The sequence below is a fragment of the Janthinobacterium sp. 75 genome (assembly GCF_004365495.1).
Lineage (GTDB): Bacteria > Pseudomonadota > Gammaproteobacteria > Burkholderiales > Burkholderiaceae_D > Janthinobacterium.
In genome coordinates this window covers 4519516-4541007 of record NZ_SORD01000001.1, presented here as the reverse complement: position 1 = coordinate 4541007, position 21492 = coordinate 4519516, and the positions used below count along the sequence as shown (strand labels likewise).

The following is a 21492-nucleotide window of genomic DNA, read 5'->3' as shown; positions in this document are numbered from 1 at the left end:
CGCTTATTGTATAGCGCAATGCCAGGGGCGGTTTCACTGATGGGCTGCGCCTGGCGGTGCAGCCCGTGCAACCATGTCCGCTGGCGGCCTCCTAGAACTCGACCGGGCGTCCTGCGCGCATCGCTTGCGTCATGGCCAGGCCGATGCGCGTCGCTTCTGTCGCGTCGTGCAAGGTCAATGACAGGATGCGCCGGCCCAGCGCCGCATCGGTAAACACCTGCGCCTCGATCAGAAAAGCGTCAGCGAAGCGGGCATAGAAGTCTGGCGTGCATTCATTGCGTACGCCATGCGCATCCGAGATTTCCACGCGGTTCAGGCGCGGATTGCTGCCTACGGCCAGGCGGCCGCCCGTGCCGAACACTTCCGTCAGGGTTTCATGGCCATGCGCCATGGTGCGCGACGCCATGAAGCTGGCCATGCTGCCATCGGCAAACTCGACCGTTGCCAGGCCATTGTCGACGTCGCCGTACGCCTGCAAGCCCGTGTGGATGGCGTTGGTGCCGCTCGCATACACGCGTTTGGGCACGGGGTTGCCCAGCAGCCAGCGCGCCAGGTCGATATCGTGCACGCTGCAATCGAGAAAGATGCCGCCGCTGGTGGGGGCGAAGCGCATGAAGGCGCCGCTGGGGTCGTTCTGGTCGCAGGTTTGCGAACGGACTAGATAGGGCTTGCCGATCAGGCCCTGGGCGATCTTTTGCTGCGCGTCATGGTAGCTGGCGTCGAAACGGCGCACGAAGCCGATCATGATGGTCAGCTGCGGATGGCGCGCCGCTTCCGCCTCTACTTTCAGGCAGTCGGCCAGGTCCAGCGACAGCGGCTTTTCGCAAAACACGTGCTTGCCTGCGCGCAGGGCGGCGATGATCTGCTCCGCATGCAGCGAGGTGGGCGTGACGAGGAACACGGCGTCCAGGCCGGGGTGGGCCAGCAGGGCATCATAGTCGGCATAGCCGGTGGTGACGCCCAGCTGGCTGGCCGCCCAGTCGAGTTCGGCCGGCACCGGGCTGCAGGCGGCCACCACCTCGGCGTTGGGCACGCGCTGCGCCAGGTTGATGGCGTGGCGCTGGCCCAGTCGGCCCAGGCCGACGATGCCGACTTTTAATGTTGGGGATGACATGGTGTCTCCAGATATTTTTATTATTGGTTTATAAGTTGACTACGCGCTGTTCGCGCCACGACAGCGTGGCCGCCTCGGCCAGTTCCAGTGCCTTCAAGCCATCATGGACGGTGGTGCGCAGCGGCGTGCCGTGGCTGAGGGCGTCAAAGAAATGCGCCATTTCCTGCGCGTATGCGACGCGATAACGTTCCAGGAAAAAATCTTCCGGCTTGTCCACGCTGACGTGGACAGCACCATACGCCGTCACTTCCGTCGGCTTGTGGTTGCCCGCCTGCAGCATGCCGGTACTGCCCAGCACTTCGAAGCGCTGGTCGTAGCCATACGCGGCACGGCGCGAGGCATTGATCTGGCACAAGCGTCCTTTCGCCGTGCGGATGGTGACGACGGCGGTGTCCAGGTCGCCCGCCTCGCCTATGGCCGGGTCGACCAGGCAGCTGCCCGTCGCGTGCACGCTGACGGCTTCATCGTCGAGTATCCAGCGGAAGATGTCGAAATCGTGGATCAGCATATCCTTGAAGATGCCGCCCGAGACCTTGATGTAGCTCACGGGGGGCGGGCCCGGATCGCGGCTGGTAACAATGAGCAGCTCCGGCGTGCCGATTTCGCCCGCTTCGATACGTGTCTTGACGGCATTGAAGGTGGGATCATAGCGGCGCTGAAAGCCCAGCATGCACATGACCTTGGCTTCCTTGACGGCGGCGGCGCAGGCGCGTGCCCGGTCTAGCGTCAGGTCGACGGGCTTTTCGCAAAAGATGGCCTTGCCAGCAGCGGCCGAGCGCAGTATCAGGTCCGCGTGCGTGTCCGTGCTGGAAGCGATGACGACGGCCTTGACGGCCGGGTCGGCCAGTGCCGCTTCCACGGTGGCACTGCTGCCGCCGTGCAGGCCGGCCAGCGCGGCGGCCGCTTCCTGGTTGACGTCAACCACGTACTTGAACTGTACGCCGGGTTGGGCGGCCAGATTGGCCGCGTGGATTTTGCCGATGCGTCCGGCGCCGAACAACGCTACTTCAATCATCATGTTCTCCTGGGGTGTGGATTTCTTCGATGTCGAGCTCTAATTTGTATGCCAGCGCGATGAATAGCGCCTGGCACAGGCAGATGGTGCTGGTCAGCGAGCGGAAAGCGAAGGCGCTGCCCTCGGTGACGGTCAACAGCGCGTCGGCGGCCCGCGCGAGCGGCGCCAGCTTGCTGTCGGTAATCACCAGTACCTTGGCGCCCTTGTCTTGCGCTGCCTTGATGCACTGCTGGGTTTCCTTGCCGTAAGGCGAGAAACTGATGGCGATCGCCACATCGCGTTCGCGCACGCTGCGCATCTGCTCGCGGTGCATGCCGCCCAGTCCGCTAATCAGGTGCACGCGCTTGTCCGTGTGTTCCAGCGCGTAGGCGATGTAGGAGGCGATCGGAAACGACCGGCGTACGCCGATCACATAAATATTTTCAGCCTTGAGCAGCAGGTTGACGGCCGCTTCCAGCTGCGCGTCGTCGAGGCCGGCGGCCAGGTCGTCGAGGCCGGCACGGCTGGCGCCGACGAATTCGCGCGTCAGGTCGCCTGCGCTGAGCGCGGCGTCGCGCGTGGAAATGAGCTTGCGGATGCGCTGCTGGTAGTCGGGCGTGGCGCCGGCCTGGTCTGTGTATGCCTGGCGGAACACATCTTGCATTTCACTGAAACCCGTGTAACCGAAGCGCTGCGCGAAACGTACGATGGCCGATGGCTGCACGTCGCAGGCGGTGGCGATATCGCTGATGCGCTCAAGCATCAGGCTGGCGCGGTGCTTTTCGATGTATTGGGCGATGACTTTCAACTGGCGCGACAGATTGTCGTACTCGGCGGCAATGTGCTGCATCAGCTGTTCGATGGGGGCGGTGGCTGCCATGTTGTTTCCTTTGTGCTCTATGTACTGACTGGGCCGCGATGGTCGATGCACGCGGCTGGTTCTGGCGAGAATTATAGGAGTGAATCCAGAAAATAGAAATGATTTTCTATTTAAATATATTTTGAAAATTTTATTGCATTTGTCTTTTTTGTGGCCTAAGCTGTGCGCAGTGCATCGGGTCTTGCCGGTTTTCCGGTTCCCCGCTGACACGCGACAAAAGCTGGCAACTATAAAAATTAATCCTTCAAGGAGACATTCATGCAAAGCAATAAGCGTAAGGGATTTCTGAAGAGCCTGGCCATGCTGGGCCTCGGCCTGGGACTGGGTCTGGGCATGAGCGCCAGCCACGCGGCGGGCGAGAAATTCGTGTTGATCAGCCATGCGCCTGATTCCGATTCCTGGTGGAATACGATTAAAAATTCCGTCAAGCAAGCAGGTGAAGACTTCAATGTCACCGTTGACTACCGCAACCCGCCGAATGGCGACCTGGCCGACATGGCGCGCCTGGTCGAGCAATCGGCAGCCCGCAACTACGACGGCGTGATCGTCAGCATCGCCGACTTCAGCGTGCTGCAAAAACCGCTGGGCCTTGTCGCCGCGAAGAAGATTCCGTTTGTCACGATTAATTCCGGCACCCTGGCGCAAAGCGAGCAGCTGGGCGCCGTGATGCACGTGGGCCAGCCTGAGTACGAGGCTGGCAAGGGTGCCGGCGAAAAAGCCAAGGCGGCCGGCATCAAGTCCTTCGTCTGTGTTAATCACTATGCGACGAATCCATCGTCGTTCGAGCGTTGCCGGGGATTTGCCGAGGCCATCGGCGTCGATTTCAAGGCCGCCACCCTGGATGTGGGCGAAGATCCCACCACCATCGAAAGCAAGTTGAGCGCCTATCTGCGCAACAACCCGAAAACCCAGGCCGTGCTGGCGCTGGGGCCCACCTCGGCCCACGCTTCGCTGAAAGCATTGGAAAAAATGGGCTTGAAGGGCAAGATGTGGTTCGCCACCTTTGACTTGTCCGATGAAATCTCGAAAGGCATCAAGGATGGCAGCATCCAGTTTGCCATCGACCAGCAACCCTACCTGCAAGGCTATATCCCCGTTGCCGTGCTGGCCATCATGAAGCAGGACAAGACCACGGACCTGGCCAAGGTACGCGAAAAGCTGATCAATAACGCCAAGTTCAAGGCGCGCCTGGCCGAATATGGCCTGGCACCGTCGTATGGCCCGCGCCATATCGGTTCCGGTCCTGGTTATGTCACCAAGGACAATATCGGCAAGGTGGAGAAATACGCCGGCCAGTTCCGCTAAGCCCCCGCTTTTCAATTCCACCAATACCTTAGTCGTTGTCCCCGCGCGCAGGCCATGCTTGCCGGCGCGCGGGTCCTGCCGCCCTGGAATGGTTGTTTAGGCTGGCAGGTTGCTATAAAACAAGGGAGACATAGCATGAGTACCGTGAAATTAAGCGTGAAGCAGGGTGGCATGGCCGCCTCGGGCACGCCGCCGCAAAAGCAGGGCGCCGATGAACGCGTGGGGCAGGTCAGCTGGCTCAAGCGGCTGTTCAGCCGCCCGGAATTCGCCTCGATCTCGGGCGCCATCCTGGTGTTCGCCTTCTTCATCCTGACGGCCGGCGACTCTGGCATGTTCAACCTCGACGGCGTGATCAACTGGGCGCAAGTGGCCGCCTACCTGGGCATCATCGCCATCGGCGCCTGCGTATTGATGATCGCCGGCGAATTCGACCTGTCGATCGGCTCCATGATCGGCTTTGCCGGCATGATGATCGCCATCCCTTCCGTCTACTTCCACTGGCCCGTGTGGGCCGCCATCCTGTTCGCCTTTGCCGGTTCGATGGCGCTGGGCTGGCTCAACGGCTACCTGGTCATCAAGACGCGCTTGCCGTCGTTTATCGTCACCCTGGCCTTTTTGTTCATCCTGCGCGGCCTGACCCTGGCCCTGTCCATCATGTTTGCCAACCGCACCATCGTCAGCGGCATCGGCGCGCTGGCCGCCGACGACTGGCTGGCCCTGACGCTGTTCCATGGCGAAGTGGGCACCTCGCTGTTCGCCTGGATGGCCAAGGCGGGCTGGATCACGGCGCTCGACAATGGCGCGCCATTGGTCAAGGGCATACCCAAGGTCATCGTCTGGTGGGCCGGCCTGGCGCTGGTGTCCGGCTTCGTCCTGGCCCGCACCCGCATCGGCAACTGGATTTTCGCCGTCGGCGGCGACGCCAACGCTGCCAAGAATGTGGGCGTGCCCGTGAAAACCATCAAGGTATCGCTGTTTGTCTTCACCGCTTTCTGCGCCTGTTTGTTTGCCACGCTGCAAGTATTTGACGTGGGATCGGCTGCCGCCGACCGCGGCATGCAGAAGGAATTCGAAGCCATCATCGCAGCCGTCATCGGCGGCGCCTTGCTGACGGGCGGCTACGGTTCCGTCGTCGGCGCCTGCTTCGGCGCGCTGATCTTTGGCGTGGTGCAGATCGGCATTACTTATACCAACATCAATTCGGACTGGTTCCGCGTCTTCCTCGGCGTCATGCTGCTGATCGCGGTACTGTTCAACAACTTTGTCCGTGCCCGCGTCACGGAAGCGAGATAAACCATGAGCGAATACATCCTTGCGCTGGAAAATATCAGCAAACGTTTCGGCTCCGTCATCGCCCTGCAAAACGTCACCCTGCGTTTGAAACCGGGCGAGGTGCATTGCCTGCTGGGCGACAACGGCGCCGGCAAGTCGACCCTGATCAAGACCCTGGCCGGCGTGCACCGGCCCACCAGCGGCGACTACCTGGTCGACGGCAAGAGCGTCAGCTTCAATTCGCCGAAAGAGGCGCTGGACCTGGGTGTGGCCACCGTCTACCAGGACCTGGCGCTGGTGCCATTGCTGTCCGTGGCGCGCAATTTCTTCATGGGGCGCGAGCCGATCAGGAAAATGTTCGGCGTGCTGCCCGTGATGGATATGGAGTACGCCGCCACCACGGCGCGCGACAAGCTGGCCGACATGGGCATCATGGTGCGCGACCCGCACCAGGCCGTGGGCACCATGTCGGGCGGCGAGCGGCAATGCCTGGCCATTGCCCGCGCCATTCACTTCGGCGCGCGCGTGCTGATCCTCGACGAGCCGACGGCCGCGCTGGGCGTGAAGCAGTCGTTCAATGTGCTGAAACTGATCTACAAGGCGCGCGAACGGGGCTTGTCCGTGATCTTTATTACCCACAATGTGCATCATGCCTATCCCGTGGGCGACTCGTTCACCCTCTTGAACCGGGGCAGGTCGCTGGGTACCTACACCAAGGAAACCGTTTCCAAGGACGAAGTACTCGACATGATGGCGGGCGGTGCGGAAATGCAAACGCTGATGGCTGAACTCGACGGTGTCACGATTTAAGGATAACCATGAATAACCCGACACAATTTGCCCAGGGCCGCGCGCTGGACGTGATTTGCCTGGGCCGCCTGGCGGTGGACCTGTATGCGCAGCAGATCGGCAGCACCCTGGAAGACGTGACGAGTTTCGCCAAGTACCTGGGCGGCTCGTCGGCGAATATCGCCTTCGGCACGGCCAGGCTGGGCTTGCAGTCCGCCATGCTGTCGAAGGTGGGCGACGACCACATGGGGCGTTTCCTTACCGATACCTTGTCGAAGGAAGGCTGCGACGTCAGCCATGTGGGCATCGACCGCGACCGCCTGACGGCCCTCGTCATGCTGGGCATCAAGGATAAAAACACCTTCCCCCTGATCTTCTACAGGGAAAATTGCGCCGACATGGCCATCGACGCGTCGTCGGTGGATGCGGCCTTCATTGCGTCGAGCAAAGCGCTCCTGATCACCGGCACGCATTTCTCTACGAGCGCCATGCACGCTGTCAGCACGCAAGCCCTGAAATTGGCCCGTGCCAACAACGTGCGCACCGTGCTCGACATCGATTACCGGCCCGTGCTGTGGGGCTTGTCGGGCAAGGCGGACGGCGAAACGCGTTTCGTTTCCAACGAAGGCGTGACCCGCCACCTGCAGGCGATCCTGCCGCAGTTCGACCTGATCGTCGGCACGGAAGAGGAATTCATGATCGCCGGCGGCGGTGCCGATATCATGGCCAGCTTGCGCGCCGTGCGGGCCGCCACCCTCGCCACACTGGTGGTCAAGCGGGGCCCGCTGGGCAGCGCTGTCATCGACACGACCATTCCGCACAGTCTCGACGAAGCGTACAACTACCGTGGCGTGCGCGTGGAAGTGCTGAACGTGCTGGGCGCCGGCGACGCTTTTCTTTCCGGCTTCTTGAAAGGCTGGCTGCGCGGCGAGGATTACGAGGCGTGCTGCCGCTATGCGAATGGCTGCGGCGCCCTCGTCGTGTCGCGCCACGGTTGCGCGCCGGCGATGCCGTCGCCAGTCGAGCTCGACTATTTCCTGGCCAATGCGGCGAAACTGACGCAGCCGGACCAGGATGCGACCCTGTCGCGCCTGCACCGCACGACTGTAGCGCGCAAGCAATGGGATGAGTTGTGCGTGTTTGCGTTTGATCATCGCACGCAGTTCTTTGAGCTGGCACAACAAACGGGCGCAGCCGAATCGCGTATCTCGGCTTTGAAGCAATTGATGGTGCAAGCCGTGGCCCAGACGGAAACGGCCTTGCAGCTGGCTGGCAAGACGGGCGTACTGATCGATGGCCGCTATGGTGTCGATGCGCTCAACGATGCGACGGGGCGGGGCTGGTGGATAGGCCGTCCCGTGGAATTGCCGGGATCTAATCCGCTGCAATTTGACTGGGGCCGTTCCATCGGTTCGCACCTGCTCAGCTGGCCAAAGGAACACGTGATCAAATGCCTGGTGCAGCTGCACCCCGATGATGCCGTGGAAAACCGGCTGGAACAGGAAGCGCAGATCAAGGCCCTGTATGACGCGGCGCAAGTGAGCGGTCACGAACTGTTGCTGGAAGTGATACCGTCGGACGCCTTGCCGCAGAGTGACGATACCGTCTTGCGCGCCGTCAAGCGCCTGTATAACCTGGGCATTTACCCCGAATGGTGGAAGCTGGAAAGCATGTCGGCCCGGCAATGGCAAGCCATCGATGCCCTGGTGCACGAGCGCGATCCCTATTGCCGTGGCGTCGTCTTGCTGGGCTTGAATGCTCCGATCGAAAAACTTGCCGCCAGTTTTGACCAAGCCAGTGCCAGCACGACCTGCCGCGGCTTCATGGTAGGACGCACCATCTTCCAGGAACCGAGCCGCCGCTGGCTGGCAGGCGAACTCGACGATGCGGGCCTGATTGCCGCAGTGCGCGCCAACTTCGAACAGCTTATTGGCCTGTGGCAGCGTACGCGCAAGCACCTGGAGCGTGCAGCATGAGCGCCACGATCAGATTGACCATGGCGCAGGCGCTGGTGCGCTACCTGGCTGCCTTGCGGGTGGAAGGGGGCGAACCATTATTTGGCGGCGCCTTCGCCATCTTTGGCCACGGCAATGTCGCTGGCCTGGGCGAAGCGCTGTACCAGTATCGCGACAGCTTTCCCACTTACCGCGCCCACAACGAACAGGCGATGGCGCACTCGGCTATTGCGTATGCGAAAGCCCACATGCGCCGGCGCATGATGGCCGTCACCAGCTCCATCGGCCCGGGCGCCACGAATCTGTTGACGGCCGCCGCCCTGGCGCATGTGAACCGCTTGCCCGTGCTCTTGCTGCCAGGCGACGTGTTCGTCTCTCGCGCACCGGACCCGGTGCTGCAGCAGCTGGAAGATGCCACGGATGGCAGCGTGTCGGTGAACGATGCCTTCAAACCGCTATCGCGCTATTTTGACCGCATCGTGTATCCGGAACAGTTGCTCACCGCCTTGCCACGCGCCATTGCCGCCTTGACGGACCCGGCCGCCTGCGGTCCCGTGACTTTGTCTCTGCCGCAAGACGTGCAAACGATGGCGTATGACTATCCGGCCGACTTTTTCGAGCCGAGAGTCGTGCGTTTCCGCGCCGTGCCGCCGGTGGAATCCGAACTGGAAGAAGCGGCGCTGCTATTGAAAAATGCGAAACAGCCGCTAATCGTGGCCGGTGGCGGTGTGCTGTACGGCAAGGCCAGCCCCGCCCTGCAGGCGTTCGCCGAGCGCCACGGCATTCCCGTGGCGGAAACCCAGGCGGGTAAAAGTTCCTTGCCGTGGGACCACCCTTTGCAGCTGGGCGCCATCGGCGTGACGGGCTCGCCCGCCGCGAACGCGCTGGCGGCGGACGCGGACGTGGTGCTGGCCATCGGCACGCGCCTGCAGGATTTCACGACCGGCTCGCATTCCCTGTTTGCGCAGGCGCAGTTGCTCAGCCTGAACGTCAACAGTTTTGACGCGCTGAAACGCCGTGGCCTGGGCTTGCAGGCGGACGCGACGCTGGGCTTGCAGGGACTGTCGCGGCTGCTGGGGAACTGGAACAGTGCGGGCCACTGGCTGGACCGTGCGCAGCAGGCGGGCAATGCCTGGCGCGCGACAGTTGCAGGCATCACCGGCCAGCGCGAGGTGGCGGGCTTGCCGTACGACGGTGAAGTCATCGGTGCCGTGCAGCGTTCATCCAGGGATTCCACCACCCGCGACATCGTCGTCTGCGCGGCAGGCACCTTGCCGGCCGAGCTGCACAAGCTGTGGCGCACCAGTACACCGGGCGGCTACCACATGGAATACGGCTATTCGTGCATGGGCTATGAAATCGCCGGCGGCCTCGGTGTCAAGATGGCCAAGCCGGATGCCGAGGTGATCGTCATGGTGGGCGATGGCAGCTATCTGATGATGAATTCGGAAATCGCCACTTCCGTCATGCTGGACAAAAAGCTGATTATTGTCGTGCTCGACAACCGCGGCTATGGCTGCATCAACCGCCTGCAGCAGGCGTGCGGCAATGCCTCGTTCAACAATATGTTGCCCGACAGCGCACCCGTGGTCGACTTCGCCCTGCATGCGCAATCGCTGGGCGCCTTGAGCGAACACGTGGACTCGATTGCTGAACTGGAACAAGCCATGCTGCGCGCCCGCGCCGCCTCGCGCACCTACCTGATTTGCATTAAGACGGACGACACGCGCACGACAGAAGAGGGTGGTTGCTGGTGGGAAGTGGCCGTGCCCGAGGTGTCCACCCAGCCAGGCGTGCAAGCTGCGCGCGCCCGTTATGAACTTGACCGCCTGAAACAAAGGAATTGAGATGAACACTTGGAATGTCAAGATCGGCATTAACCCGATCTCGTGGATGAACGACGATTTGCCAAGCCTGGGCGGCGAAACGCCCCTGGAGACAGCGCTGAAAGAGGGCGCCGAGATTGGCTACGTGGGTTTCGAGCTGGGCAACAAGTTTCCCAAGGATGCCCCCGCGCTGAATGCCGTGCTGCGCAAGTATGGCCTGGCGTGCGTGTCCGGCTGGTATTCGGGCCGGCTGGCGCACCGCTCGGTGGAAGAAGAGATCGCTTCCGTAGCCTCGCATTTACGCTTGCTTGCCGACAGCGGCGCCAGCGTCATGGTCTACGGCGAAGTGGCCGACGCTATCCAGGGCGAAGCCCGCCCCCTGTATAAACGTCCACGTTTCCAGACGCAGCAGCAATGGCAGGCATATGCGGACAAACTGACGGCCTTTGCCGCCCACCTGCTGGCGCATGGCGTGCGGCTGGCCTACCATCATCACATGGGTGCCTACGTGGAAACCCCGGCCGACGTGGATCAACTGATGGCCTTGACGGGGCCGGAAGTGGGCTTGTTGTTTGATACGGGTCATATCACGTTTGCCGGCGGCGACGCGGTGGCGGTGTTAAACAAGCATATCGATCGCATCTGCCACGTGCATTGCAAGGATGTGCGCCCCAACGTGGTGAAACTGGCCCGCAATGGCCACTGGAGTTTCCTGCAGGCTGTCATCAATGGCGCCTTCAGCGTGCCTGGCGACGGCTGCATCGACTTTCCGGCGATCCTGAGGCGTTTGTATCGGCACGGCTACGAGGGCTGGCTGGTGGTGGAGGCGGAGCAAGACCCGGCCGTCGCGCCCAGTTACCAGTACGCCAAGATGGGCCACGATTACCTGGCCCAGCTCGTCGGCGCCATTCCCCGCCTGGGCCGGGAGGCAGCATGAGCCCGCTGCTGGTCAAGGCGCGGCCTGGCGCCACCATCGTCGAGGTCACGCCCGAGTCGGCAGGCTGGACGCATGTGGGCTTTGCCGCGCACCGCCTGGCTGCAGGGGAACAGTTGCATCTGGACACGGGCAGCCGCGAGCTGTGCATCGTCGTATTGACGGGCACGGTCACCGTCCAGGCGGGCGAGCAGAGCTGGGAAGCCATCGGCGGGCGCGCCAGCGTCTTCGAGGACCGCTCGCCATATGCCGTGTATGTCCCCCTGGAGGCGAAGGTCAACATCACGGCGGTGGACGCCGCCGAAGTGGCCTTGTGCAGCGCGCCAGCCACAACGCACCGCCCGGCACGCCTGATCGAACCGGCCACCATGACGCGCTCCGTGCGCGGCAAGGGCGCCAATACCCGCTATGTGTGCGACATCCTGCCGCAGACGGCAGAGGCCGATGGCTTGCTGGTGGTGGAGGTGCTCACGCCGTCCGGCCACTCGTCCAGCTATCCGCCCCATAAACATGACAGCGACAACGTCCCGCTGGAAAGTTCACTGGAAGAAACGTATTACCACCGCCTCAATCCCGAGCAGGGCTTTGCGTACCAAAGAGTCTACACGGATGACCGCTCCATCGACGAGGCCATGGCAGTGGAAAACCACGACGTGGTGATGGTGCCCAGGGGTTACCACCCCGTGACCGTGCCGTATGGCTATGACGGCTATTACCTGAACGTGATGGCCGGCCCGAAACGCGTGTGGCATTTTAAAAACGACCCGGCCCATGAGTGGCTGATGAATACCAAATAATCGAGGATCCCGCTATGACAACGCAACAGATCGGCCACTTTATTGGTGGCAACCCCATGGCTTCGCGCTCCGAGCGTACGAGCGACGTCTTCAATCCCGCCACAGGCGCCGTCACGGCCAAGGTGTCGCTGGCGACTGCCGCCGAGCTGAACGCGGCCGTGGCCGCTGCCCACGCGGCCTTTCCCGCCTGGTCGCAAACCTCGCCCTTGCGCCGCGCGCGGGTCATGTTCAAATTCAAGGAATTGCTGGAAGAACATGCGGATCAATTGGCCGCCCTGATCACGGCCGAGCACGGCAAGGTGTTTACGGATGCCAAAGGGGAAGTGACGCGCGGCATCGAAGTAGTGGAATTTGCCTGCGGCATTCCGCAAATGATGAAGGGAGAGTACTCGGAACAGGTGGCTGGCGGCATCGACGCCTGGTCCATCCGCCAGGCGCTGGGCGTCTGCGTCGGCATCACGCCCTTCAACTTCCCTGTCATGGTGCCGATGTGGATGTTCCCCATGGCGATTGCCTGCGGCAATACCTTTGTCTTGAAACCGTCCGAGCGGGACCCGTCGGCCAGTCTGCTGCTGGCCCAGCTGTTGACAGACGCGGGCTTGCCGGACGGCGTTTTCAACGTGGTGCAGGGAGATAAGGAAGCGGTGGACGGCTTGCTGCACCACCCGGACGTGCGCGCCGTCAGTTTTGTCGGCTCCACGCCGATTGCCGAGTATATTTATGCCACCGGCTGCGCACAGGGCAAGCGCGTGCAAGCCTTGGGTGGCGCGAAAAATCACATGGTCGTCATGCCCGACGCGGATATCCCGCAAACGGTAGACGCCCTGATGGGCGCCGCCTTCGGTTCGGCGGGCGAGCGCTGCATGGCCATTTCTGTCGTCGTGGCGGTGGGCAATGTCGCCGATCAGCTGGTCGAAGCGCTGGTGCCGCGCATCGCGGCCTTGAAAATCACGCAGGGCATGGATTTACAAGCGGAAATGGGTCCTGTCGTCACGCAAGTGCACAAGGAAAAGATCGCCGGCTACATCGCCACGGGCGTCAAGGAAGGCGCCAGGCTGGTGGCCGACGGGCGCGGCTTCGTGCTGCCGGGCCATGAAAATGGCTTTTTCCTCGGCGGCAGCCTGTTCGACCATGTCACGCCGGAAATGACCATCTATAAAGAGGAAATCTTCGGCCCCGTGCTGTGCATCGTGCGCGTGCCCGATTTCGCCACGGCGCTCGATCTCGTCAATGCGCATGAATACGGCAATGGCACGGCGATCTACACGCGCGACGGCAACACGGCGCGCGAATACACGCACAGGGTGCAAGTTGGGATGGTCGGCGTCAACGTGCCCATCCCCGTGCCGATGGCCTTCCACAGCTTCGGCGGCTGGAAGCGCAGCCTGTTCGGCGACCACCACGCGCATGGCCCGGAATCGGTGCGCTTCTATACGAAGCAGAAGGCTGTGACGCAGCGCTGGCCAGCCTCCACGGCCGCCGGTGCCGAATTTGCCATGCCGACCCTGAAGTAAGGCATAGAGCGCCATCTGGTTCGCTTCTTGCTTACTGCAATGGTTAATTGTTTAGCCATTGCAGAATGCTCCCATGACGTCCAGCCGTACCCAGCCTTTGCGCATCGTTGTCGTCAACACCATCGTCGAGCACGGCGTGCACGCGGATTCGGCATTGGCTGCCCAGGTGCAGCGCGGCAATGCCTTGCGCATCGGCTTGCTGGAATCGGGCTTTGACATCGTCGCTTCCTTGCCAGCCGACCTCTACCTTCCCGAACGCATTGCGCAGCTGCAGCCTGACCTCATCATCATCGATGCCGAATCGGACGCGCGCGACGTGCTCGAGCACATCGTCATCGCCACGCGCGACGAGCGCCGCCCCATCGTCCTGTTTACGGAAGACGGCGCCACGGCCAGCATCGACGCGGCCATGGCGGCCGGCGTGTCCGCCTATATCGTGGCCGGCTTGCATGCCGAGCGCATCTTGCCCGTGCTGAACGTGGCGCTGGCGCGCTTCCGCCAGGAAGAAAAATTGCGCGCCGAATTGCTCGACACGCGGCACAAGCTGCTGGAACGCAAAGTGATCGAACGGGCCAAGGGCCTGTTGATGACGCATCAGGGCTTGACGGAAGAGCAGGCATACCAGCGCTTGCGCAGCATGGCCATGAACAAGAAACTGAAGCTGGCGGACATTGCCCAGCGCATCCTCGACGTGGAGGATTTGCTGGGATGACCCGTCCATTTCCTGACACATGCTGGTGCAGTGCACCATCGCGGTGCGTTGCCAGCCTTTCTGAACAGGGCGTATATTTGGCTCAGTCTAGGCACGGTCCTTGCTGCTGGACGGGGAGAGCCTTGCCCATGGTGGCGCGGAAAAACAGTATTTATCATCAAGGAATAGTATGACGGCGCAAGTGGGCAAAGAGGCAGGGCATGGCTCCCAGGTGATGCGGACCCTGTCGCCGGAAAAACAGACGCTACGCATCGGCTATCTGCCGCTGACCGATTGTGCCTCGCTGGTGATGGCCTCGAAGCTCGGCCTGGACGAGAAATATGGCATCAAGATCGAACTGAGACGCGAGATGTCGTGGGCCGGCGTGCGCGACAAATTGAACAACGGTGAACTCGACGCCGCCCACGTATTGTACGGACTCGCATATGGCGTGCAGATGGGCATCGGTGGGCAGCAGCGCGACATGGCCGTATTGATGAACCTCAATCATAGCGGCCAGGCCGTGACATTGTCTGCGGCGCTGGCGCGCGAGGGTGCCCACGATGGTCCCACTTTGGCGCGGCATATGCGCACCGTGGCGCGGCCTTTTGCGTTTGCGCATACTTTTCCGACCGGCAACCACGCGATGCTGCTGCAATACTGGCTGGCCGCGCATGGCATCGACCCGCTGCGCGACGCGCGCGTGATGACGGTGCCGCCATCGCAAATGGTGGCGTCCCTGCGCGCGGGCCAGATGGACGGTTTTTGCGCGGGCGAACCGTGGGGCTACAAGGCCATCGTCGACGGCGTGGGCGTGACGGCCGCCACCAGCGGCGCCATCTGGCCCGACCATCCGGGCAAGGTGCTGGGCACCAGCGCCGCATTTGCGCAGGCGCATCCGAACAGCTGCCGCGCCCTGATCGCCGCCGTGCTCGAGGCGGGGCGCTGGATCGACGCCAGCGATGCCAACCGGCTGGCCATGGCGGCCACCCTGGCCGAGCCCGCTTACTTGAATACACCGCAGGAAATGCTGGTACCGCGCATGCTGGGCCATTATCAGGATGGCCTGGGCAAGACCTGGGACGAGGCGCACTGTGTGAAGTTTTATCAGGGCGGCGCCGTCAATTTCCCCTACCTGTCCGACGGCATGTGGTTCATGACCCAGCACCGGCGCTGGGGCTTGCTGCGCGACGAGCCCGATTACCTGTCGGTGGCAAGGCAGGTGAACCGCATCGACCTGTATCGCCAGGCGGCGGAAATGACGGCCACGCCCTTGCCGCCATCTGCCCTGCGCAGCTCTACCCTGTGCGACGGCGTGGTGTGGGATGGCAGCGCGCCGGAAGCGTACGCGGCATCGTTTGCCATCGGCCATTTTTTCTGATTGGAGAGTGCATCATGGCACAACAGGGTAGCGTGACACTTGTCGGCGCGGGGCCAGGCGATCCGGACTTGCTGACGATCAAGGCCGTGAAGGCCATTGCACGGGCCGACGTGGTGCTGATCGACGACCTCGTCAACCCGGCCATCCTCGCGCATGCGGCACCTGGCGTGCGCGTGGTCGAGGTGGGCAAGCGGGGCGGCTGCGCGTCCACGCCGCAAGCCTTCATCGAGCGCCTGATGCTGGCCGAAGCCCGCGCCGGACTGCATGTGGTGCGCTTGAAAGGGGGCGACCCCTATCTGTTCGGGCGCGGCGGCGAAGAGCGCGCCTACCTGCACAGCCACGGCGTGGCCGTCGAGGTCATACCCGGTATCAGCAGCGGCCTGGCCGCGCCATCGGCCATCGGCGTGCCGCTGACGCACCGCAGCTGGAGCCAGGGCGCGATTTTCGTCACGGGCCACGGCAAGGATAGCGCCTCCGAACCGAACTGGGCGGCATTGGCACAAAGCGGCCTGACCCTGGTCATCTACATGGGCGTGGCGCGGGTGGCGGCCATCCAGGCGGGCTTGCTGGCAGGCGGCATGGCGCCGGGCACGCCGGTAGCCGTGGTGCAGTCGGCCAGCTTGCCGGCGCAGCGCCAGTTGCTGAGTACCTTGCACGCCTTGCCGCACGACTTGCTGGCGAGCGGCCTGGGCAGCCCCAGCATCATCGTCGTGGGCGACGTGGTGCGCTGCGCCGATGCCTGGGATGACCACGGCGCCGCTACCTTGCAGGCCGCTGCCGTCTGACCCTAGCGGATCGGCAGTGCCACTGGGCGGATGGGTGCCGCGTCGCCGCCGCGAAATTTCAGCGAGGCGCCGATGAAGGCAAACTGGTAGACCTTGTCGCGCGACAGCGCTTCCAGGTCGACCAGTTCCATGATGGGCGTGCCCTGCTGCGCCAGCAAATAGGTGTGCACGGGCAGGTAATTGCCCGCCACTTCGGAGGGGAACGCTTCGAAACTGAGGTTGTCCGCCCCCACCACCATGGCGCCGCCATCTTCCACGAGGAATTTCGCCGCATCGAGCGACAGGCCGGGGGGATTCGCCATGTACGCTTGCGCCTGCTCATAGTGCTGCATGCGGCCCGTGCGTATCAGCACCACGTCGCCCTTTTCCAGCGTGACCTTCTGATGCGCCAGCGCCGCGCGCAGGTCCTGCCGCGTCACCCGGTAATTGTCGGGCAGTTGTTGCAATCCCTTGGCCACGGCCACGTCGATCAGCACACCGCGTGCGACGATGGGCGGCAGCTTTTCAGCGCCTGTCACCGTCCAGCCCCGGTCACCCAGGTATTGCGCTTCCGTAAAACCATTCCAGATCTTGCCGTTCAGGCCGAAGTGGTTGAGCGCGTCGATATGCGTGCCCATGTGCGCATACATGGACACGGCCGAGCCAGTGTAACTGACGTGGCGGTTCATCTGTTCGCCCACTCGCATCGAGTCGGCCACCACATTGCCTTTCGGCGTGTGCGTCATCCACATCTGGTAGGGTGGATCGCCGGCCGCCTGCCAGCTGGGCATGCCGATATGGAAATCGACGGCCAGGTCATAGCTCTTGCCGCCATCGATGCGCGCCAGGACGGCGGTGCGCGAGGCCGGCGTCATCAGGTTCAGGCGGCCGATTTCGTCTTTCGGCCCCCAGGGGCTGATGCCCACTTCAGGCAGGGCGGCGGTGGCCGGCGTTGCCTGTGCTGTGCCGGCCAGGAGGGCCAGCAGCAGGGGCACGGTTGTTAACGGGGAAGGGACGGTGAACATGGGGTGCTCCTTGTGTCAGGTGAAGAAAGAAGCCAGCATCATATTGTTTTTCATTTGCATGATAATCAGCGATAAAATAATAAGATATTCAACTGCAAGGAAAGAATGATGGATGTCCTCGCGCACATGCGCGTGTTTCGCAAGGTGGTCGAGCGTGACAGCTTCAGCAAGGCGGCGCTGGACCTGAGCCAGTCGGCGGCGGCCATCAGCAAGCAAGTGCGCCAGTTGGAGGCGCGCTTGGGCATCGTGCTGCTGGTGCGCACCACGCGGCGCATGAGCTTGTCGGACGGCGGGCGCGCCTACTATGTGGAATGCTGCCGCCTGCTTGACGAGGTCGATGCGCTGGAACTGGCTACGCGCGGTAGCGTCGGCAAGGTGGCGGGGCGGCTGCGCGTGAATGCGCCGCTGTCGTTTGGCTTGAAAGTGCTGTCGCCGCTGCTGCCGGATTTCATGGCCCGCTATCCGGAAGTCAAGCTCGAACTGACGCTGGACGACCGCCTGCGCGACGTGGTGGGCGAGGGCTATGACGTGTCGCTGCGCATCCGCGCCGCGCTGGCCGATTCGTCCTTGGTGGCGCGCCGCCTGGGGGACGTCGAGCAGATGATTTGCGCGGCGCCCGCCTACCTGGCGCGGCGCGGCACGCCGCTGCGGGCGCTGGATCTGCATGACCACGATTGCCTGGCCTACCGCCTGGCCGACAGCCCCGGCGTCTGGCAGCTCGATGGCCCGGAAGGAGCGAGCAGCATCGTGCTGCCCGTACGTTTTTCCGCTGACAGCAGCCTGCTGCTGGCCGACATGCTGGTGGCGGGCATCGGCGTGGGCGCGCTGCCATCGTTCGTCGCCGCGCCGCTGCTGGCCAGCGGCGCCCTGGTGCGCGTGCTGCCGTCGCACGGCATGGCCAGGCGCGGCGTGTATGCCTTGACGCCCGACGGACGCCATGTGCAGGAAAAAGTGCGCGCCTTTTGCGACTTCCTGGCGGGGGTGCTGCAGACGGCATAGGGACGCGGTGTTTTCCAGGGCAACCATCGCGCACGCTTTTTTTCGTCCACAAGCGCGTCGGGCAGGGGCTTTGATAGTATCCTCGTACTTGCTGGGCTGCCTGCACGGCCCATTCGAGGAACCGGAATAAGCGATTGACAATGCACACTTTGAGCAAGGGCGGGGCGGGATCAGGCATCAGGATATGGGCAGGCGGCCTGCTGCTGGCGTTGGCGGTGGGCGGCGCCCTGTACGCTGGCGCGGCGCGCACGGTCAATGACGACGCCGAACAGCGTTTCGACAATCTCACGCATGACGCCCAGCATAGCCTGGCCACGCGGGTGAAAAGCTATGCCGACCTGCTGCGCGGCCTCGAAGCCCTGTTCCGCACCAGCGAGCATCTGACGCGCCGCCAGTTCCACGATTACGTGGCCGGCCTCGATATCGCGCGCCAGTTTCCCGCCATCGAATCGGTCAATTATGCGGTGGCGCTGACGCAGGCACAGCGCGCGGCCTATGTCGCCGAGGTGCGCCGCGACTCCAGCCTGTCGCCGCGCGGCTATCCGGCCTTCACCATTCGCCCGCCCGGCGAGCGGCCGGAATACACCGTGCTCACTTACCTGGAGCCCGATTCGCTGCTGCCAGAACGCATGGGCGTCGATATCGGCGCCAACCCGCTGGTGGCGCAGGCCCTGGCGCAGGCGCGCGACAGCGGCGAGCTCAGCGCATCGGGACAGGTGATCATGATCAAGGGCCCGCCCGCGCATGTGGGCCTGGGCATGCGCTTGCCCGTATACCGCAATGGCATGCCGCAAGGCAGCGTGGCCGAGCGCCGCGCCGCTTACCAGGGGTCAGTGGGTATCGGTTTTGGCGTGGCGCAGCTGGTGCACAGCGCGCTCGAACGCAGCGCACTGGAACCGCTGCACCTGACCCTGTACAGCGCGGTCGAACCTTTGCCGGCCCAAGGCGTCCTGCGCATCACGCCGCAGGATCGTTTGCTGTTCAACGATGACGGCGATCTGGCGATACCGCCGCCGCAAGCGGGCAGCGATGCCACATATTTTGACCAAGTCCTGCCCATCGTATATCAGGGAGGACTGTGGAAAGCCCATTTCCGCGTACGCAAGGTGGAGATGTACAGCGGCTTTGACCGCTATTTTCCATGGCTGGCGCTGGCCGTCGGTGTGGCCGGCACCCTGCTCATTTACGGCTATATCTTTACCCTGTACCGTTCGCGACGCAACGCGGTGGCGCAGCGCACCCTGCTCGATACGGTACTCGACAGCGTCGACGCCTACGTCTACATGAAGGATGCCGACCTGCGCTACCGCTACGTGAATGCGCGCACGGCGAAGATACTGGGCCGTTCGGCGGAGCAGCTGATAGGTCGTCAGGATGGCGAGTTGATGCTCGGCGATGCGGCGGCGGCCGCACAGCTGACCGAACGCCAGGTGTTCGACAGCGGCACCAAGTTCGTCGGCGAGGAGCGCTTCGTCGATGCGCAGGGGCAGGTGCATCACTTGTGGAGCGTGAAGGTGCCGCTGGGATTGCCCGGTCCCGTCACTGGCCTGATCGGCCTGTCCACCGACGTGACGGAACTGCATCGTCTGAAAGAGCAGGCCGACGCGGCCAGCCAGGCCAAGAGCGACTTCCTGTCGAACATGAGCCATGAAATCCGCACGCCGATGAACAGCATCATCGGCATGGCGCACCTGGCGCTGAAATCCGTGGCTGACGCGCGCCAGCGCGACTATCTGCAAAAAATATTCCATTCGGGCCAGCACTTGCTGGGCCTGATCAACGATATCCTCGATTTTTCCAAGATCGAGGCAGGCAAGCTGGAACTGGAAGTGCTGGACCTCCGGCTCGACACCCTGCTGGCAAACATCGCCAGCCAGCTCGGCGATGCGGCCGCCGTCAAGGGATTGACGCTGCAGTTCGATATCGCACCCGAGCTGCCGCAGCGCTGGCGTGGCGATCTGCTGCGCCTGGAGCAGGTCTTGCTGAACCTGACCAGCAACGCCATCAAGTTTTCGGACAATGGCAGCATCTTCGTGCGCGTGCGCCAGTCCGAGGAGCGCGGCAGCCACGCCATGCTGCGCTTCGAGGTACAGGACCGGGGCATCGGCATGAAGCAGGAAGAGGTGGCCCAGCTGTTCCGATCCTTCCACCAGGCCGACCCGTCGACCACGCGCAAGTATGGCGGCAGCGGCCTGGGGCTGGTGATCAGCAAACAGCTGGTTGAACTCATGGGCGGCAAGGTGGGCGTGTACAGCCAGCCGGGCCTGGGCAGTACCTTCTGGTTCACGGCGCGCCTGGAGAAAAGCGCGCAGGCGGGCGACGAGCGCATCGCCGAGGTGGAGCCCGAAGTATTGGGCGTGATCCGCGGCGCATCCATCCTGCTGGTGGAGGATAACGTCTTCAGCCAGCAGGTGGGCTGCGAATTGCTGGAGGATGCCGGCGCCACTGTCTGCGTTGCCTGCAATGGCCGCGAAGCGCTGGAATTGCTGGCACACCAGCGCTACGACTGCGTGCTGATGGACGTGCAAATGCCGGAGATGGACGGCTTCGAGGCGACGCGCCGCATCCGCGCCGACCCCAGGCTCAGCGGCCTTTTGGTGATCGCCATGACGGCCAATGCGGGCAGCGAAGACCGTGCCCGCTGCCTGGCGGCCGGCATGGATGAATTCGTGACCAAGCCGATCGCCCCGAATCTGCTGTTTCACTTGTTGGCGAAATGGTTCCGCCTGCGCGGTGGCATCGGCAGCATCGGTCATGCGCGCACGGGCGACAGGCTGGCGGCCGTGCCGAAAGCGCCGCGATCGGCCGCATCGCTGGAATTGCGCGATACGGCCATCCTTGACCTGGCCACCCTGGCGCTCACGTTCAGCAATGACGCCGTGAAGATGCGCAAATACACCCAGCTGTTTCTCGATACGGCGCGCGACGGCATCGCCGAAATGGAGCAGGCCATGGCGCTGGAAGACCTGGGCCGCCTGGCCGACCTGGGACACCGCAGCAAATCGTCGGCGCTGGCCGTGGGCGCCCATGCTTTCGCCAGCCTGTGCACGTCGATCGAAGGCTTGCGCCTGGGCGGCGACCTGCCGCAGGCGCGCGCCCTGCTGACGGCGCTGGAACCGGCTCTGGCGCAGGTGGCAGAACAAATTTCACTGGAATTTGTCGCCAGCGACTCCCCCTGACGCAGGCAGCGGCGATAATATGCCTTTGACGTTTCTGGCCACCCGGCCGGAGACGCGGCAACCCATCGGATCA

The 21492-nt window shown here is 63.2% G+C and carries 17 protein-coding genes; 13 read left to right on the top strand and 4 right to left on the bottom strand.

Annotated elements, in window-relative coordinates:
• Positions 1-91: 91 nt before the first annotated feature.
• Genes C8C89_RS20615 through C8C89_RS20605 form a run of 3 tightly spaced genes read right to left on the bottom strand, consistent with a single transcriptional unit; the run spans position 92 to position 2988 of the window.
• A complete protein-coding gene (locus C8C89_RS20615) occupies positions 92-1114 on the bottom strand; it encodes a Gfo/Idh/MocA family oxidoreductase (protein ID WP_133992240.1) in 1023 nt (340 codons plus the stop codon).
• Between the two features lie 28 nt (positions 1115-1142).
• Positions 1143-2129, bottom strand: coding sequence for an inositol 2-dehydrogenase (gene iolG / locus C8C89_RS20610; RefSeq protein WP_133993582.1), 987 nt, complete (start codon positions 2127-2129; stop codon positions 1143-1145).
• The gene (locus tag C8C89_RS20605; protein WP_071077880.1) at positions 2122-2988 is read right to left on the bottom strand and encodes a MurR/RpiR family transcriptional regulator; all 867 of its coding nucleotides are present in this window, start codon (positions 2986-2988) and stop codon (positions 2122-2124) included. The genes iolG and C8C89_RS20605 overlap by 8 nt, the downstream gene beginning before the upstream one ends.
• Before the next feature lie 300 nt (positions 2989-3288).
• Here C8C89_RS20605 and C8C89_RS20600 point away from each other — a divergent pair, with 300 nt between their 5' ends.
• The 11 genes from C8C89_RS20600 to cobA all read left to right on the top strand — a co-directional run bounded on the left by C8C89_RS20600 (position 3289) and on the right by cobA (position 16237).
• Positions 3289-4293, top strand: coding sequence for a sugar ABC transporter substrate-binding protein (locus tag C8C89_RS20600; RefSeq protein ID WP_133993580.1), 1005 nt, complete (start codon positions 3289-3291; stop codon positions 4291-4293).
• Positions 4294-4464: 171 nt separating this feature from the next.
• Positions 4465-5586 (top strand): ABC transporter permease, encoded by a 1122-nt coding sequence (locus C8C89_RS20595; protein WP_101484474.1) that lies wholly within the window; start codon positions 4465-4467, stop codon positions 5584-5586.
• A 3-nt stretch (positions 5587-5589) separates the two neighbouring features.
• Complete coding sequence (locus C8C89_RS20590; RefSeq protein ID WP_101480775.1) at positions 5590-6375, top strand: ATP-binding cassette domain-containing protein; 786 nt, start codon at positions 5590-5592, stop codon at positions 6373-6375.
• A gap of 8 nt (positions 6376-6383) precedes the next feature.
• Positions 6384-8330 carry a 5-dehydro-2-deoxygluconokinase gene (gene iolC / locus C8C89_RS20585; protein WP_133992238.1) on the top strand — a complete coding sequence of 649 codons (1947 nt, stop codon included), beginning with the start codon at positions 6384-6386 and terminating at the stop codon, positions 8328-8330.
• Positions 8327-10156 carry a 3D-(3,5/4)-trihydroxycyclohexane-1,2-dione acylhydrolase (decyclizing) gene (gene iolD, locus C8C89_RS20580; RefSeq protein WP_133992236.1) on the top strand — a complete coding sequence of 610 codons (1830 nt, stop codon included), beginning with the start codon at positions 8327-8329 and terminating at the stop codon, positions 10154-10156. The genes iolC and iolD overlap by 4 nt, the downstream gene beginning before the upstream one ends.
• A 1-nt stretch (position 10157) precedes the next feature.
• Positions 10158-11072: a myo-inosose-2 dehydratase gene (iolE, locus tag C8C89_RS20575; RefSeq protein WP_133992234.1), complete on the top strand. Its 915-nt coding sequence runs from the start codon at positions 10158-10160 to the stop codon at positions 11070-11072.
• Positions 11069-11866, top strand: coding sequence for a 5-deoxy-glucuronate isomerase (gene iolB / locus C8C89_RS20570; RefSeq protein WP_133992232.1), 798 nt, complete (start codon positions 11069-11071; stop codon positions 11864-11866). Before iolE ends, iolB begins: the two co-directional genes overlap by 4 nt.
• 14 nt (positions 11867-11880) lie before the next feature.
• Complete coding sequence (locus C8C89_RS20565) at positions 11881-13380, top strand: CoA-acylating methylmalonate-semialdehyde dehydrogenase (RefSeq protein WP_133992230.1); 1500 nt, start codon at positions 11881-11883, stop codon at positions 13378-13380.
• A 73-nt stretch (positions 13381-13453) separates the two neighbouring features.
• Positions 13454-14092, top strand: coding sequence for an ANTAR domain-containing protein (locus tag C8C89_RS20560; protein WP_133992228.1), 639 nt, complete (start codon positions 13454-13456; stop codon positions 14090-14092).
• Between the two features lie 169 nt (positions 14093-14261).
• Positions 14262-15452 carry a CmpA/NrtA family ABC transporter substrate-binding protein gene (locus C8C89_RS20555; protein WP_133992226.1) on the top strand — a complete coding sequence of 397 codons (1191 nt, stop codon included), beginning with the start codon at positions 14262-14264 and terminating at the stop codon, positions 15450-15452.
• A gap of 14 nt (positions 15453-15466) precedes the next feature.
• Positions 15467-16237: a uroporphyrinogen-III C-methyltransferase gene (gene cobA, locus C8C89_RS20550; protein WP_133992224.1), complete on the top strand. Its 771-nt coding sequence runs from the start codon at positions 15467-15469 to the stop codon at positions 16235-16237.
• 2 nt (positions 16238-16239) lie between these two features.
• Here cobA and C8C89_RS20545 read toward each other — a convergent pair whose 3' ends face one another.
• On the bottom strand, positions 16240-17241 hold the full coding sequence (locus C8C89_RS20545) for a cyclase family protein (protein WP_133992222.1): 1002 nt from the start codon (positions 17239-17241) through the stop codon (positions 16240-16242).
• Between the two features lie 108 nt (positions 17242-17349).
• Here C8C89_RS20545 and C8C89_RS20540 point away from each other — a divergent pair, with 108 nt between their 5' ends.
• Together C8C89_RS20540 and C8C89_RS20535 are read left to right on the top strand one after the other, a co-directional pair.
• Positions 17350-18240 (top strand): LysR family transcriptional regulator, encoded by an 891-nt coding sequence (locus C8C89_RS20540; RefSeq protein ID WP_133993578.1) that lies wholly within the window; start codon positions 17350-17352, stop codon positions 18238-18240.
• Positions 18241-18380: 140 nt separating this feature from the next.
• Complete coding sequence (locus C8C89_RS20535; RefSeq protein WP_133992220.1) at positions 18381-21419, top strand: CHASE domain-containing protein; 3039 nt, start codon at positions 18381-18383, stop codon at positions 21417-21419.
• Positions 21420-21492 lie beyond the last annotated feature (73 nt).